At 37.2% G+C, this 14,442-nt stretch carries 14 protein-coding genes; 2 read left to right on the top strand and 12 right to left on the bottom strand.

Features of this window, described 5'->3' with window-relative positions:
- Positions 1-172 precede the first annotated feature (172 nt).
- The 12 genes from MN204_RS16965 to rpmH all read right to left on the bottom strand — a co-directional run bounded on the left by MN204_RS16965 (position 173) and on the right by rpmH (position 10,839).
- Positions 173-1,015 carry a ParB/RepB/Spo0J family partition protein gene (locus MN204_RS16965; RefSeq protein ID WP_249872276.1) on the bottom strand — a complete coding sequence of 281 codons (843 nt, stop codon included), beginning with the start codon at positions 1,013-1,015 and terminating at the stop codon, positions 173-175.
- Complete coding sequence (locus MN204_RS16960; RefSeq protein ID WP_249872275.1) at positions 996-1,769, bottom strand: ParA family protein; 774 nt, start codon at positions 1,767-1,769, stop codon at positions 996-998. The genes MN204_RS16965 and MN204_RS16960 overlap by 20 nt, the downstream gene beginning before the upstream one ends.
- A 230-nt stretch (positions 1,770-1,999) precedes the next feature.
- The gene (gene noc / locus MN204_RS16955) at positions 2,000-2,854 is read right to left on the bottom strand and encodes a nucleoid occlusion protein (RefSeq protein ID WP_249872274.1); all 855 of its coding nucleotides are present in this window, start codon (positions 2,852-2,854) and stop codon (positions 2,000-2,002) included.
- Positions 2,855-3,492: 638 nt separating this feature from the next.
- Positions 3,493-4,209 (bottom strand): 16S rRNA (guanine(527)-N(7))-methyltransferase RsmG, encoded by a 717-nt coding sequence (gene rsmG / locus MN204_RS16950; protein WP_249872273.1) that lies wholly within the window; start codon positions 4,207-4,209, stop codon positions 3,493-3,495.
- An 87-nt stretch (positions 4,210-4,296) separates the two neighbouring features.
- Complete coding sequence (gene mnmG / locus MN204_RS16945; protein WP_249872272.1) at positions 4,297-6,183, bottom strand: tRNA uridine-5-carboxymethylaminomethyl(34) synthesis enzyme MnmG; 1,887 nt, start codon at positions 6,181-6,183, stop codon at positions 4,297-4,299.
- A 130-nt stretch (positions 6,184-6,313) separates the two neighbouring features.
- On the bottom strand, positions 6,314-7,690 hold the full coding sequence (mnmE, locus tag MN204_RS16940; RefSeq protein ID WP_249872271.1) for a tRNA uridine-5-carboxymethylaminomethyl(34) synthesis GTPase MnmE: 1,377 nt from the start codon (positions 7,688-7,690) through the stop codon (positions 6,314-6,316).
- 244 nt (positions 7,691-7,934) lie between these two features.
- A complete protein-coding gene (locus MN204_RS16935; protein WP_249872270.1) occupies positions 7,935-8,147 on the bottom strand; it encodes a YozQ family protein in 213 nt (70 codons plus the stop codon).
- 18 nt (positions 8,148-8,165) lie between these two features.
- Positions 8,166-8,429, bottom strand: coding sequence for a hypothetical protein (locus MN204_RS16930; RefSeq protein WP_249872269.1), 264 nt, complete (start codon positions 8,427-8,429; stop codon positions 8,166-8,168).
- A gap of 309 nt (positions 8,430-8,738) precedes the next feature.
- Positions 8,739-9,353, bottom strand: coding sequence for an RNA-binding cell elongation regulator Jag/EloR (gene jag / locus MN204_RS16925; protein WP_249872268.1), 615 nt, complete (start codon positions 9,351-9,353; stop codon positions 8,739-8,741).
- 15 nt (positions 9,354-9,368) lie between these two features.
- Positions 9,369-10,109 (bottom strand): YidC family membrane integrase SpoIIIJ, encoded by a 741-nt coding sequence (gene spoIIIJ, locus MN204_RS16920; protein WP_438804716.1) that lies wholly within the window; start codon positions 10,107-10,109, stop codon positions 9,369-9,371.
- A gap of 113 nt (positions 10,110-10,222) precedes the next feature.
- The gene (gene rnpA, locus MN204_RS16915; protein ID WP_249872266.1) at positions 10,223-10,564 is read right to left on the bottom strand and encodes a ribonuclease P protein component; all 342 of its coding nucleotides are present in this window, start codon (positions 10,562-10,564) and stop codon (positions 10,223-10,225) included.
- A 140-nt stretch (positions 10,565-10,704) separates the two neighbouring features.
- Complete coding sequence (gene rpmH, locus MN204_RS16910) at positions 10,705-10,839, bottom strand: 50S ribosomal protein L34 (protein ID WP_010648907.1); 135 nt, start codon at positions 10,837-10,839, stop codon at positions 10,705-10,707.
- Positions 10,840-11,451: 612 nt separating this feature from the next.
- Here rpmH and dnaA point away from each other — a divergent pair.
- Together dnaA and dnaN are read left to right on the top strand one after the other, a co-directional pair.
- Complete coding sequence (gene dnaA, locus MN204_RS16905; protein ID WP_249872265.1) at positions 11,452-12,795, top strand: chromosomal replication initiator protein DnaA; 1,344 nt, start codon at positions 11,452-11,454, stop codon at positions 12,793-12,795.
- 240 nt (positions 12,796-13,035) lie between these two features.
- A complete protein-coding gene (gene dnaN / locus MN204_RS16900) occupies positions 13,036-14,172 on the top strand; it encodes a DNA polymerase III subunit beta (protein ID WP_249872264.1) in 1,137 nt (378 codons plus the stop codon).
- Positions 14,173-14,442: the final 270 nt, after the last annotated feature.

Raw genomic sequence — 14,442 nt, 5'->3', positions numbered from 1 at the left:
TTTTACTAAAATGTTTCACGTGGAACATTTTAGTATTTAGTTGAATACTTGATTGTCACAAGCCTAACGTTGAACCTTTGCTACGGTTATGTAGTAAGTAAATTTTATGCTTTCCTGCTTGCCAAAGGAAAAGACTGACCAGATTCCGTCAGCCTTGTAAATTGAATACTATTTACTCTTTATCCAGAAATTCGATAATGCGATTCAAATCGTCATCTGTGTAAAATTCTATTTCAATTTTCCCTTTTCGTTTACCTTTATGAATCGTAACAGCGGTACCTAAACGATCTCTTAGGGCCGTTTCCCGCTCCTGAATAAAGACATCCTTCTTCGGTTGTTCTTTTTTTCTGACGGGTCTTTGATTCAGTTCCATAATTAGTTTTTCTACCTGACGGACATTCAGTTTTTCCTGACGAATTTTATTTACAAAAGGAATTAATTTATCTTTGTCTTTTAATCCTAACAAAGCGCGCCCATGTCCCATGGATAATTCGCCATTATTGATGTACGCAACAATTTGATCTGGGAGTGATAGTAAGCGAACAATGTTTGCTATATGTGATCGGCTTTTTCCTAATCTCTTTGATAATTCCTCCTGAGTAATCTTAAGCTCTGTCATCAAATTTGCGTATGCATGAGCTTCCTCTATTGGCGTTAAATCCTCTCGCTGCAGGTTTTCCAATAAAGCAATTTCCATCATTCTTTCATCAGATAATTCTTTGATTACGATGGGAACCGTTTTTAGCCCTGCTTCTTTCGCTGCACGAAACCGTCTTTCACCAACAACTATTTCATAACCTTTTATACTTTTACGTGCAATCAACGGTTGGATAATACCATATTCCAGAATGGATTCCTTCAGTTCTTCAATCGCATCTGCATGAAATGTCTTTCTTGGTTGATATGGATTTGGTCTACATTCTGTGATAGCAATCTCTTGAACGGAAGAAGATTCATCCTGTTTTTCAATCTCAGGAAAAAAGGCATTGAGCCCCTTACCTAACCCTTTCGCCATTTGCCATCACTTCCTTTGCTAATTCAAGATAAACTTCCGCACCTTTGGATTTCGGATCATAGATTATAATCGGCAGGCCATGACTTGGTGCTTCTCCCAACCTTACATTTCTCGGTATGATTGTTTGATAGACTTTATCCTGAAAATATTTTTTAACCTCTTCAATTACTTGTATTCCCAAATTGGTTCTCGCATCAAGCATTGTTAACAATACACCCTCAATCATCAGATCTTTGTTTAAATGCTTTTGAACGAGTCGGATCGTATTCAATAACTGACTCAAACCTTCCAGTGCATAGTATTCACATTGAACGGGGATAATTACCGAATCAGAAGCAGTCAGTGCGTTAATTGTAAGTAAACCAAGTGATGGCGGACAATCTATAATGATATAATCATATTGCTCTTTTAAGCTTTCAAGCGCCTTTTTTAAACGGATTTCTCTTGAAATAATCGGTACTAACTCTATTTCGGCACCAGCGAGTTGAATGGTTGCAGGTATTATATCTAAGTTGCTTACACTAGTCGGAATAACAACCTCTTCAGCTGGCAAGTCTTCAACAAGCACATTATAAATGCAATTGCTCACATCTGCTTTGTTGACCCCTACCCCACTAGTAGCATTCCCTTGTGGGTCCGTATCAACCAGTAATACTCTGTTCCCTAAGGACGAAAGGCATGCACTTAGGTTTACGGATGAAGTTGTCTTCCCTACACCACCTTTTTGATTTGCGATGGACATTATTTTTCCCATGTTGACACCTACCTAACTATATAAATACTATATTATCATTATTTACATTAAAACGACTATAATTATCACTATTTTTGTAAATTTGTAATCTATTATTCCTAAAATACGACTTTACCCTATCGAAGTGCTATTATTCCTCGCCTGTAACTGTATCATAGCTTATTCAAGCAGAAATACCCATCTTCAGAAAAAGATGGGTAGCGTATAAATAAGTATAAGTATAAGAGATATTATTTCTTTTTTTGTATTTTTATTGTAATTTGATAATAATCGTCCAGTTCCTTTTCATCGGATTCAACTTCTACACCTGTATCAGATACCATACTGAGTGACTGACGAATTGTATTCATAGCTATACGAATATCTTTATTGATCCCCTTTAATTTGGGTCGTTTTCTTTTTTCTTCTTTCGGCTCATTCATTTTCGCTATGCGTTCTTCTGTCTGCTTCACATTTAGATCATTTTCCATAATAGCCTGTAATACCAATAATTGTTTTTCGGTATCTTTCAACTTAATTAAAGCACGAGCATGACGTTCGGTTATTGATTTATTTAATAACGCTGTTTGTACTTCTTCAGGCAGTTTTAATAAACGAAGCTTATTCGCAATCGTTGACTGGTTTTTCCCTAACCGTTGGGCCAATGCTTCTTGTGTTAATGAATGCAACTCAAGTAGCTTGGCATATGCCAATGCTTCCTCAATAACTGTCAATTCTTCACGCTGCAGATTTTCAATTAATGCTACAGAAGCCGTCTCTGCATCGGACATTTCCCGAATAATCGCTGAAACCTTATCCCAGCCTAAGGACTGAACAGCCCTCCACCTGCGTTCACCAGCAATTAGTTCGAAGTTTTCTTCATCCATTTTCCTAACGACAATTGGTTGAATCATCCCATGTGTATGGATTGTTTGAGCTAGTTCCTTTATTTTATCTTCATTAAAAATTGTTCTTGGCTGAAAACGATTCGGCTGGATTTTTTCCACATCAAGTTGAATAACTTCATCCGGAGAAAAACCTGGCTCCTCTGGTTGAGAGCTCGCCTTATCACCCATACCAAATATCCGATTAAAAGGATGTACCACTCCATGACACCACCTTCATAAATAAACTTGTGTAATCTATATGTATAAGTGAAACTTCACTTAGGATCGTTTTTTTCGTCCCCCCGCAGTATTAGGAGTCAGCACCATTAGAAACTTTGGAAATACATAAGCCTTGCCTTAGGTGAATGCCTTTATTCCCCCTTATGTAGAAGATACTAACTACGAAGGGTCAAAAGGTCCTGAATCAGGCTTTGACACGGACAATTCTTGTTCTCCAGAACTTTGAAGTGGCGGTCAACATGTCTGTTACTGCGGGATATAAATTGTTTCACGTGGAACAATTTGAATGTTTGCATTTTTAAGAGATTACTATAAAGCTAGTATAGCATAAAAAATAGTGATTAAGAAAAACGCTACAGCATAAATACTGTGCGCTTGAAAAGCATCATTAATTAAACCTATTCTACCATATTTAAACACGAAACAGTAAAGAATAGTTTATGACTTTCGTATTCTATCTTTCAAATATGTCAACCTTCACTTAGGGGCGACGTGGGGATGACCATAGGCCCTTGAACAGAATGAAAATTATACAAATAGTTAACCCCCGCTCCAATACGTGTCTCTCCTACTTCTTGAAGCGAAGGTTAACATGTCCATTATTGCGTAATAAATTCTTATTCAATAGGCTCCTTATTTGGAAGACCTGCTTTTCTAGGATATTTTTTTGGTGTTTTTCTCTTTTTATCAATAATCACAATGGAACGTTCACTATCTTCCTGCGGTAATTTGAATGTATGGATGGCATTTGTTTCTCCTCCCATCAATTCAATTGAATGTTTACCATTATGAAGTTCTTCCTCAGCCTGGGAACCTTTCATTGCTATAAAAACCCCATCTTTTTTAACGAGAGGCAAGCATAATTCACTGAGTACGGACATACGGGCTACAGCTCTTGCGGTTACGATATCAAATGATTCCCGAAACTGGCCGTTTTTTCCAAAATTCTCAGCTCGATCATGATAAAAAGCTACATCAGAAAGCTGTAATTGTGCTGCTAAGTGGTTAAGAAAACCAATACGTTTTTGAAGGGAATCAACGATCGTTACTTTTAATTGAGGAAAACATATTTTAAGCGGAATACTTGGAAACCCAGCACCTGCACCTACATCGCATATGTGAAGCTCCCTATCCATATCATAATAAAATGCTGCCGTAATACAGTCATAAAAATGCTTTAAATATACATCTTCTTCGGCGGTAATTGCTGTAAGGTTAATTTTTTCATTCCATTCTACTAATGTCTTGAAGTAAACGGAAAATTGCTCACGTTGGAAACTGCTTAATTCTATACCATGTTCATTTAATGCGGTTACAAACTGTTCTGGATTCATGAATAGGATATCTCCTTCTTATGTAATTGAAAGATAGCGACGTATCATGATCATACGCCGCTATCTCAGATTTTATCCAATGCATGCTTAGTTGGCAACTCGGGCAATATTACCTTGTTGAATATAAACGAGCAATATGGATACATCTGCTGGGTTTACTCCTGCGATTCTCGATGCCTGCCCTACTGACAACGGTCGGACTTTTTTCAGTTTCTCCACAGCTTCTGTAGCAAGTCCATGGATATCATCATAATCAATATCGACAGGGACTTTTTTATCTTCCATTTTCAGCATGCGCTCAACTTGTTCATTTGCTTTTTTAATATATCCTTCATACTTAATTTGAATTTCTACTTGCTCTTTTACTTCTAAATTGATTTCTGTATTGCTTTCAATCATCCGTTCGATTATATCATAGCTAAGTTCGGGACGTTTTAATAAATCATAGGCTTTAATCGCTTCTTTTAATCGGGTCGCTCCAACTTCATCCATCATCTTATTCACTTCATCAGTTGGTTTGATCGTAATTTTGCTAAGACGTTTTTTCTCTTCTTCAACGAAACGCTTTTTATCAACAAACTTATTGTAACGGTCATCTGACACCATTCCTAGAGCATGCCCCAATTCAGTCAGCCGCACATCGGCATTGTCATGACGCAATAACAATCTGTATTCAGCCCGTGAAGTCAACAAACGATATGGATCATTTGTACCTTTCGTTACGAGGTCATCAATCATAACACCGATATATGCTTGAGCTCGATCTAAAACTACCGGATCTTTCCCGAGAATTTTAGCAGCGGCATTGATTCCTGCCATGATACCTTGGCCTGCAGCTTCCTCATATCCGGAAGTTCCGTTGATTTGCCCTGCTGAATACAGACCAGGGATTTTTTTCGTTTCTAATGTTGGCCAAAGCTGAGTCGGAACGATAATATCATATTCAATCGCGTAACCCGGACGCATGATTTGAGCATTTTCCAGACCCGGAATAGTCTTAAGCATCTCATGCTGAACGTTTTCAGGCAGTGATGTCGATAAACCTTGAACATATACCTCTTCCGTGTCTCTTCCCTCTGGTTCCAGGAAAATTTGGTGGCGTGGCTTATCATTAAAACGAACAATCTTATCCTCAATAGATGGACAATAACGCGCACCGGCTCCTCGTTTAGCACCAGAGTACATCGCAGAAAGTCCTAAATTATTATTAATAACCTCGTGAGTAAATTCATTCGTATAGGTTAACCAACACGGAAGCTGTTCCACCATTTGATTAGCTGTATCGTGGGAAAAATACTTAGGATTTTCATCACCAGGTTGTATCTCTGTTTTTGAATAGTCAACCGTATGACTATTCACCCGTGGTGGTGTTCCAGTTTTAAAACGTTTTATCTCAAAACCTAAGTCCTCCAGGTTTTTGGATAGATTGACGGATACACGTTGATTATTTGGGCCACTTTCATATTCCAGATGACCCATCAATACTTTTCCTCGCATAAATGTACCGGTTGTTACGATAACCGCATCCGCATAGTAAGCCGCTTTTGATTCCGTAATAACTCCTTTACATATGCCATCTTCAACGATTAATTCATCCACCATCCCTTGGCGAACCGTCAAATTCTCTTCATTTTCCATTAACCTTTTCATTTCTCTCATATAAATAGGTTTATCAGCCTGTGCACGTAATGCTTGTACAGCTGGGCCTTTCCCTGTATTCAACATTCTCATTTGAATATAGCTTTTATCAATCACTTTACCCATTATTCCACCAAGGGCATCAATTTCACGTACAACAATACCTTTTGCTGGTCCACCAATTGATGGATTACATGGCATAAAGGCAATCATATCAAGATTCAACGTAAGCATTAATGTTTTGGCACCCATGCGGGCAGCTGCAAATCCAGCTTCGACACCAGCATGACCGGCACCAATAACGATTACATCATATTTGCCTGCATCATATGTCATCTATTTCATCCTTTCAAATTTAATTTATAATAGAAGATGTTCAAAAAGTCCGGTGACAATTGCTTGCCTTTCCGGTATAAGCCGACTGTTCCTTTTTATCTTCCCTACCAACACGCACTTCTACTAACATCTATTTTCCTAAACAGAACTGCGAAAATAACTGATCGATTAAACTGTCACTCGCAGTATCTCCAATAATTTCACCTAAAAACTCCCATGTCCGTGTTACATCTATTTGAACAATATCCATAGGCATTCCAATTTCGATACCTTCCATCGCATCTTCAAGTGCTTGTTTGGACTGTTTCAGCAGCTGAATATGCCTGATATTGGAAACATACGTCATGTCTCCAGTGTCAATTTCTCCAGCAAAAAATGTGTCTGCAATTGCCTTTTCCAGTTCGTCCACCCCTTCTTCTTCTATTAAAGAGGTCGTAACGATTGGCCTATTGCCTGCAAGCTCCTTCACTCTGTCCATATCAAGTTTCTGATCCAGATCCGTCTTATTAATAATAACAATATACTCCAGGCCACTGACCGCTTCAAAAAGATTTAAGTCTTCATCCGTAAGCCCATCATTATAGTTTAACACAAAGAGAATCAAATCCGATTCCTTCAATACTTTTCTTGATCGTTCCACACCGATTCTTTCCACGATGTCTTCTGTCTCACGGATTCCCGCAGTATCGACTAATTTTAGAGGTACTCCTCTTACATTCACATACTCTTCAATAATATCACGAGTGGTACCGGGAATTTCAGTGACGATTGCTTTATTTTCCTGTACAAGGGTATTCATTAAGGAAGACTTTCCGACATTTGGTCTGCCGATAATTGCGGTAGCGAGACCTTCCCGTAGAATTTTCCCTTGTTTTGCCACACTCAGAAGTTCCTCGATTTCTGCATGAACTTCTTTCGTTTTTATACGCATCATCTCATGTGACATTTCTTCAACATCATCATATTCCGGATAATCTATATTCACTTCAACATGTGCAACTGTTTCCAGTAAATCCTGCCTCAACCGCTGAATTAGTCCTGATAAACGTCCATCCATCTGTTTTAGTGCAACAGACATCGCTTTATCTGTTTTAGCACGGATTAAATCCATAACAGCTTCCGCTTGTGATAAATCAATTCGACCGTTTAAAAATGCACGTTTCGTAAATTCTCCTGGTTCAGCCAGTCGTGCTCCAAGCGATAATATGATTTCAAGCACTCTATTTACTGCAACCATTCCACCATGACAATTTATTTCCACAACATCTTCCCGGGTAAATGTTTTTGGCGCACGCATAACGGAAACCATTACTTCCTCAGCAATTTCATTTGTCTGTGGTTCCATAATCTTTCCGTAATGAATCGTATGTGAATCAACTTTAGTTAAGTCTTTCCCTTTAAAAATCTCTGCTGTCATTGAAATTGCCTCACGCCCACTCAACCTCACAATAGCTATGGCACCCTCACCAATCGGGGTTGATATGGCAGTGATTGTATCTGTCTCCATCAAGTCACCTCCAACATTTTTCGATCCTTCATCTATATTCATTCATATTTTTTAATTTTTCATGTCACTAACAAAATAGAATAACACATATTTTGGCAAAAATAAAGTTATCCACATGGATATTTTTTAAAAAACCCGGACCTCTTTTTTATTAACATGTTGATAACTTTATTTAAGACTTGCACGTATGTAGTTAAAAAAATAAGACGTGGATAACCACGTCTTTAACTTTACATATGGTTTCTTACAACTTTCTCGGCAAATCTTCGTTATCCTTATGGTCATCGCGACCGTTTTTCCCTTCGAACCGATCAACAGTTCCTTCCATATAAGCGTCGGAAACCTGCTCATGAGACTCAGCCATTCCCTTCGAGAGTTGATCATTGCTGTAGTAATCAGAGTATTGATAGGTCTTATCAGCAACGGTCTTCGCTTTTCCTTTAATTTTCTTTTCCATTCAGGGCAACTCCTTTCATTATATCGTTTTCAACGCTTCCATTATCTTCGTCAAATCGGCCAACAGTTCAGTAACCTCCTGTTCCTGCAACAGGATTGGAATTTGATCATTAATGGTAATCATGCAGGATTCTTCCTGGTTGCTTAAATAATGATTAAGCTCTGTTAATTTTTTTTCTAATAAGATCGAAGCTGTATGCAAATTTTTCACCTGAGTAAGATAAAAAGAATCTTGTAACTGGTCTAGCTCACCACTGAAAATCATTCCTGAGAAATTTTGCACGTTAATTATATCTCCTCATTAAACTTATTGAATACTAATAGTATGGTGTAAATTCGAGGGAATCATTCACAAAACATAGTTGATGCTACTATGCGTGAACAAAGGTGAAGGTGTTGGACGTAGCTGTTTAGGTGTAAGTATTAAATGCTTAAAAAAATTTATGCTTTCTTAATCTGTTTAGAAAACCTCGCATACGCCAAGCTTTTTGGCGAGTGCCTTCGTTGCTCTTATACAAGTAAGAAAGTGTATACTTTCTTACTTATCAAAAAAGACCCCGGATTATTTCCCGAGGTCCCGCTAATATCACTTTTAAGGCTTTATTACAATATGTCGATGTGGTTCCACACCATCTGAATAGGTGGAGACATCTCCTGTTTTCTGAAGTGCACTATGAATAATTTTCCGCTCAAATGCCGGCATCGGCTCCAGCGCCACTTTTTTGTTTAAACGTTTCGCTTTATCAGCCATTTTAAGTGCCAATGATTCAAGTGTTTCTTTTCTTCTACTGCGATAACCTTCTGCATCCAAAGTGACTGTATAATATTCTTTACTATCTTTGTTGATGGCCAAATGAACTAAATATTGTAATGCATTCAGCGTTTGCCCACGTTTGCCTATAATAATGGCAATGTTTTCCCCATCCATTTCATAGGTAACGTGTTTTCCCTCTACAGTAGTTGTTAGTTCAACCGATAGATTCATGTTGCTGGTGACTTCTTTAATGAATTTTTCCGTTTCTTTGACAGGATCCTGCTTTATAGTAACTTTGACAATAGCACGTTTTGATCCAAATATTCCAAAGAAGCCTTTTTTTCCTTCATCAATAACATCAATTTCTACTTGGTCCTTCGTGGTGTTTAACTGCTCTAGTGCTGATAGAACCGCTTCTTCAACTGTTTGTCCGCTAGCAGTTATTTCTTTCACTATTCGTCTCCTCCATTACTTGTTCGTCATCATTGGTTTATTAATGAGAAGTACCTGAATCACCATAAAGATATTCCCGGTTACCCAGTATAACGCCAATGCTGCTGGGAAGAACAGAGCAAATACTCCAATCATGATCGGCATGACATAAAGCATGACCTGCATCTGTATTGCCATTTGCGGATTGCTTTTCATCGATGTATTTGTTGACATCATCAGCTTTTGCTGAAGATATGTAAATACACCAGTCAGTATCGGCAAAATGAAGAAAGGATCGGGTGAACCCAGTTCAAACCATAGAAAACTGTATGAATTGATTTCGTTTGTACGCATAATTGCATGGTACATCGCAATTAGTATTGGCATTTGTACAAATATCGGCAAACAGCCTGCAAGTGGATTTACACCATTTTTCTGGAATAATTCCATCGTCTCCTTCTGCAGCTTTTGCTGTGTGTTTGCATCTTTAGAGCTATATTTTTTCTGCAGCTCCTGTAACTTCGGCTGAATTTCCTGCATGGACTTGGAACTTTTTAGTTGTTTAATATTCAACGGCATAAGCACCAATCGAATTAGGACCGTAACAATAATAATGGATAGACCATAACTGTTGTTAAAGAATTCAGCTATATTTATGATTACCCACGATAGTGGATAAACGAATATCGTATTCCAGATTCCTTCACTTTCCGCAGTAATCGGTTGATCTACTTCCATACACCCGGAAAGGATTGCCATTACACCAATTAAGGTCATAAGCAATAGATACTTTTTGCGCAATTTATTTCCTCCTTAACATACCCACATCTACTCTATTAGTATTTTATCCTAATTGTATATAAGATTCTATCTTAAACGTGATATTTTCTTTATTTGTTTAATAATTTTTCTTTATATAACAAATGCGTCAAACTTTTTTTAATTTCATCATAGCCCATATCCTTTGTCGGATTTCTCGCTATGATGACAATATCATGAGGATAACGAATACGATCTTCCAGTTCATGAAAAGCCTGACGCAAATAGCGCTTAATTCTGTTTCTCGTTACAGCATTTCCGATTTTTTTGCCGACAGAAAGACCCACGCGAAAATGCTTCTGATCATTTTTCTTCAAATAATAGATAACAAGCTGCCGGTTGGCAAATGATTTCCCATGTTTGAATGCGTCCTGAAATTCTTCATTCTTTTTAATACGAAACTGTTTCTTCATCTTTATCACCTTTATTACTGCTCTTACACCTGCAAGCCTGTAAATTTATTTATGTATAAAAAGCAGCATGGTTTACTTGCTGCTTCTATTATTCCCAATTCTACTTAAAAGCAGAAAAAAACCACTGATATTTCAGTGGCCTATGCAGATAATACTTTTCTTCCTTTACGACGACGGCGAGCTAAAACGTTACGTCCGTTTTTAGTACTCATACGCGCGCGAAAGCCATGTACTTTTTTGCGTTTACGATTATTTGGTTGATAAGTTCTTTTCATGTATCTTGCACCTCCCCAAGGGAACCCTTTTTCGATATCTAAATTTTAATAATAACTAATCCAGTAGACAGTCCTTGATATTATACGAAAAATAACCCTAACCTGTCAACTCCATATTCAATTTTATCTTATCCACAACCCAGGTTGATAAATTATTTTACCATTTTCAACTATCCACATCCCATAATCATAGGTTAATCACAAAATATGGTAGTGTGGATAGATTACATACACAAGCAGTAGGATATGTGGATAACCATGCAAAAACCATTGCTTTATTAGCATATTTTTGATATCATAATTATGTTTTCACCTGTGGAAATCTAAATAGCGTGTAATACTTATTCACAATCTGTGGATAAGATGTGGATACTTGTTCACACACCCTCTTATAAGTTTTTCAACAGGCGTGTGGATAACGTTTATAAAACCTTAGGAGTCATATTACAACTACTTTTAACCATCCACAGTACTTTTTAGTAAAAGAACTTTATTTTTTTATTTTTCCCTATAATAGGAGTATATAAATAATACGCCTTTCCATCTTTTTAAGATTGAGAGAGGCTTTTTCTGTCATGGGTATAATATTTTTTGAAAGGAGTGAAATCGACTTTGGAAAACATCGAAGAACTATGGGTTGCTACTTTAGAGAAAATAGAAGAAAGAATCAGCAAACCCAGCTTTGATACTTGGTTAAAAAATACGAAGGCAGAATCCCTGGAAAAAAACACCTTAACTATTTCTGCACCTAATGAATTTGCAAGAGACTGGCTCGAGAATCAGTATACGGAACTTATCTCAGAAATCCTCGATGAAGTAACAGGTAGTAAGCTGAATACTAAATTTGTAATTCCTGATTCGACCATAGAAATAGAAGATCATAAACCAATGCCTAAGCCAAAACCAGGTATGGACAGTGCGGATTCACCAAAATCAATGTTAAATTCCAAATATACGTTTGATACATTTGTAATCGGAGCAGGGAATCGATTTGCCCATGCTGCATCATTGGCTGTTGCAGAAGCACCTGCTAAAGCATATAATCCACTGTTTATTTATGGTGGTGTTGGACTAGGAAAAACACATTTAATGCATGCGATTGGACATTATGTACGTGAACATAATCCAAATGCAAAAGTCGTTTATATCACTTCTGAAAAGTTCACAAATGAATTTATTAATGCAATTATGGAAAATAAATCAAATAATTTCAGGAACAAATATCGAAACATAGATGTCCTATTAATTGATGATATTCAATTTATTGCTGGAAAAGAATCAACCCAAGAAGAATTTTTCCATACCTTTAATGCTTTGCATGAGGAAAGCAAGCAAATTATCATTTCAAGCGACCGTCCACCGAAGGAAATCCCAACATTGGAAGATCGCCTGCGATCACGATTTGAATGGGGTCTGATCACCGATATAACGCCACCTGATTTGGAAACAAGAATTGCTATTTTAAACAAAAAGGCAAAAGCTGAAGGACTTGATATCCCGAATGAAGTTATGCTTTATATTGCCAATCAAATCAATACGAATATAAGAGAGCTCGAAGGTGCTTTGATTCGTGTTGTTGCATATTCTTCCCTTGTTAATCAGGATATTGATGCGTCACTTGCTGCAGATGCACTGAAGGATATTATCCCGAGCAGAAAACCTAAGGTCATTACCATTAAAGGCATTCAGGAAATTATTGGGGAACGATATAATATTCGACTAGAAGACTTTACAGCAAAAAAACGGACAAAATCAATTGCTTTCCCAAGGCAGATCGCCATGTATCTATCCCGGGAACTGACCGATTTTTCATTGCCTAAAATTGGAGAAGAATTCGGTGGAAGAGATCATACAACCGTCATCCATGCACATGAAAAAATCTCGAGATTATTGGAGCAGGATTCAGATTTCAATCGTGATATTGAAGATATTAAAGAAAAATTAAAGTCAATCTGATGGCTTTTTTGCAATTATCTTCTATCTGTCTCTATTAAATCATTTAAACACTATACCTTTCCACATGTGGATACTGTTTATAACCGAACAAACATACCAACAACTTATGCACATGTGGAAAACTATCGTATATGCCTTTAAAATATACTTATCCACATAATCACAGGCCCTATTACTATTACTACTATCTTTTTATAAATAAAATATAAATAAAAGAACTTCCACTAGGAGGATATTTTCATGAAATTTATTATTCAACGTGATCGATTAATTGCAGGAGTACAAGATGTTATGAAGGCAATATCATCCCGAACCGTTATTCCAATTCTCACAGGAATGAAAATCGATGCAAAACAGCATGGAATTACATTAACAGGAAGTGATTCAGATATTTCGATTGAATCCTACATACCAGCAGAAGAAGATGGAGCAGTTCATGTAGAACAAATAGAGGAAGGGACTATTGTATTACACGCAAAGTATTTTCCTGATATTGTTCGTAAATTACCGGAAAAGACGGTTTCGATAGAAGTTGATTCCAATTTAAAAGTAACAATCAAATCCGGAAAAGCTGAATTCAATCTTAATGGCCAAGATGCTGAAGAATATCCACATCTTCCAAAGCTTGAGACTGAAAACAGTTTTGAAATGCCAATTGATTTACTAAAAAGTATGATTAAACAAACCGTTTTTGCTGTTTCAACGATGGAGACACGCCCCATTCTTACTGGGGTCAATTTGAAATTGGCATCTAATGTTCTAACCTTTACAGCTACTGACAGTCACCGTTTGTCCAAACGGGAAGTTCCGGTAACAGATGCAACTATGGAAATCCAGCAGGTTGTTGTTCCAGGGAAAAGTTTAAATGAGCTTTATAAAATATTGGATGATTCAGAAGAAACCGTGGAAATCAGTGTTACAAACAATCAGATTTTATTCCGTACGAAGCACCTGAATTTTCTTTCCCGTCTACTTGACGGAAATTATCCTGAAACATCCAGACTTATACCTGAACAAAGTAAAACAAAAATTCAGGTTAAAACAAAAGAACTGCTTAGTACAATTGACCGTGCCTCTCTTTTGGCAAAAGAAGAACGCAATAATGTTGTGAGACTATCTACACAAGGCGATTCGGTAATCGAAATTTCGAGTAATTCACCTGAGGTAGGGAATGTAGTTGAGGAAATTATCGTTGAAGACATACAAGGCGAAGAATTGAAAATATCCTTCAGCTCCAAATATATGATCGATGCACTTAAAGCAATCGAATATGATGAGGTAATCATTGAATTTACCGGGGCAATGCGACCATTCATTATTCGCCCGCTCAATGAAAATTCTATTTTACAATTGATTCTCCCAGTGAGAACTTACTAATTTAAATCAAATGGCTGTTTTCTAAAAGGTTTGGACTCCAGTTTGCTAGTACCACAGAAAAAAACTGTTGGTATTGCCTCGATATTGCTAAACTGTTGCTTAACTTCCAAGCACTGAGATGGAAACTAGTACTTCGACAAGCGGCGCCCGTTACACTACGCTTTCCACGGGCGCCGAAGTTGTTTATCCAGCGTCGCACTAAAAACTTATGAAAAGAGCCAAAATAAATAGTTTGAAATAAGACATGAAAAAAGCTCTTCTCAAGGGTTT

Source organism: Oceanobacillus saliphilus (assembly GCF_023522835.1).
Classification (GTDB): domain Bacteria; phylum Bacillota; class Bacilli; order Bacillales; family Amphibacillaceae; genus Oceanobacillus; species Oceanobacillus saliphilus.
The sequence above is the reverse complement of the archived record's forward strand: the minus strand, read 5'-3'. Positions and strand labels throughout refer to the sequence as shown.

Coding starts and splice junctions, on each gene's coding strand:
- MN204_RS16965 (WP_249872276.1), bottom strand. CDS start 1,015: ATGGCGAAAGGGTTAGGTAAGGGGCTCAATGCCTTTTTTCCTGAGATT.
- MN204_RS16960 (WP_249872275.1), bottom strand. CDS start 1,769: ATGGGAAAAATAATGTCCATCGCAAATCAAAAAGGTGGTGTAGGGAAG.
- rsmG (WP_249872273.1), bottom strand. CDS start 4,209: ATGAATCCAGAACAGTTTGTAACCGCATTAAATGAACATGGTATAGAA.
- mnmG (WP_249872272.1), bottom strand. CDS start 6,183: ATGACATATGATGCAGGCAAATATGATGTAATCGTTATTGGTGCCGGT.
- mnmE (WP_249872271.1), bottom strand. CDS start 7,690: ATGGAGACAGATACAATCACTGCCATATCAACCCCGATTGGTGAGGGT.
- MN204_RS16935 (WP_249872270.1), bottom strand. CDS start 8,147: ATGGAAAAGAAAATTAAAGGAAAAGCGAAGACCGTTGCTGATAAGACC.
- spoIIIJ (WP_438804716.1), bottom strand. CDS start 10,109: ATGACCTTAATTGGTGTAATGGCAATCCTTTCCGGGTGTATGGAAGTA.
- rnpA (WP_249872266.1), bottom strand. CDS start 10,564: ATGAAGAAACAGTTTCGTATTAAAAAGAATGAAGAATTTCAGGACGCA.
- rpmH (WP_010648907.1), bottom strand. CDS start 10,839: ATGAAAAGAACTTATCAACCAAATAATCGTAAACGCAAAAAAGTACAT.
- dnaN (WP_249872264.1), top strand. CDS start 13,036: ATGAAATTTATTATTCAACGTGATCGATTAATTGCAGGAGTACAAGAT.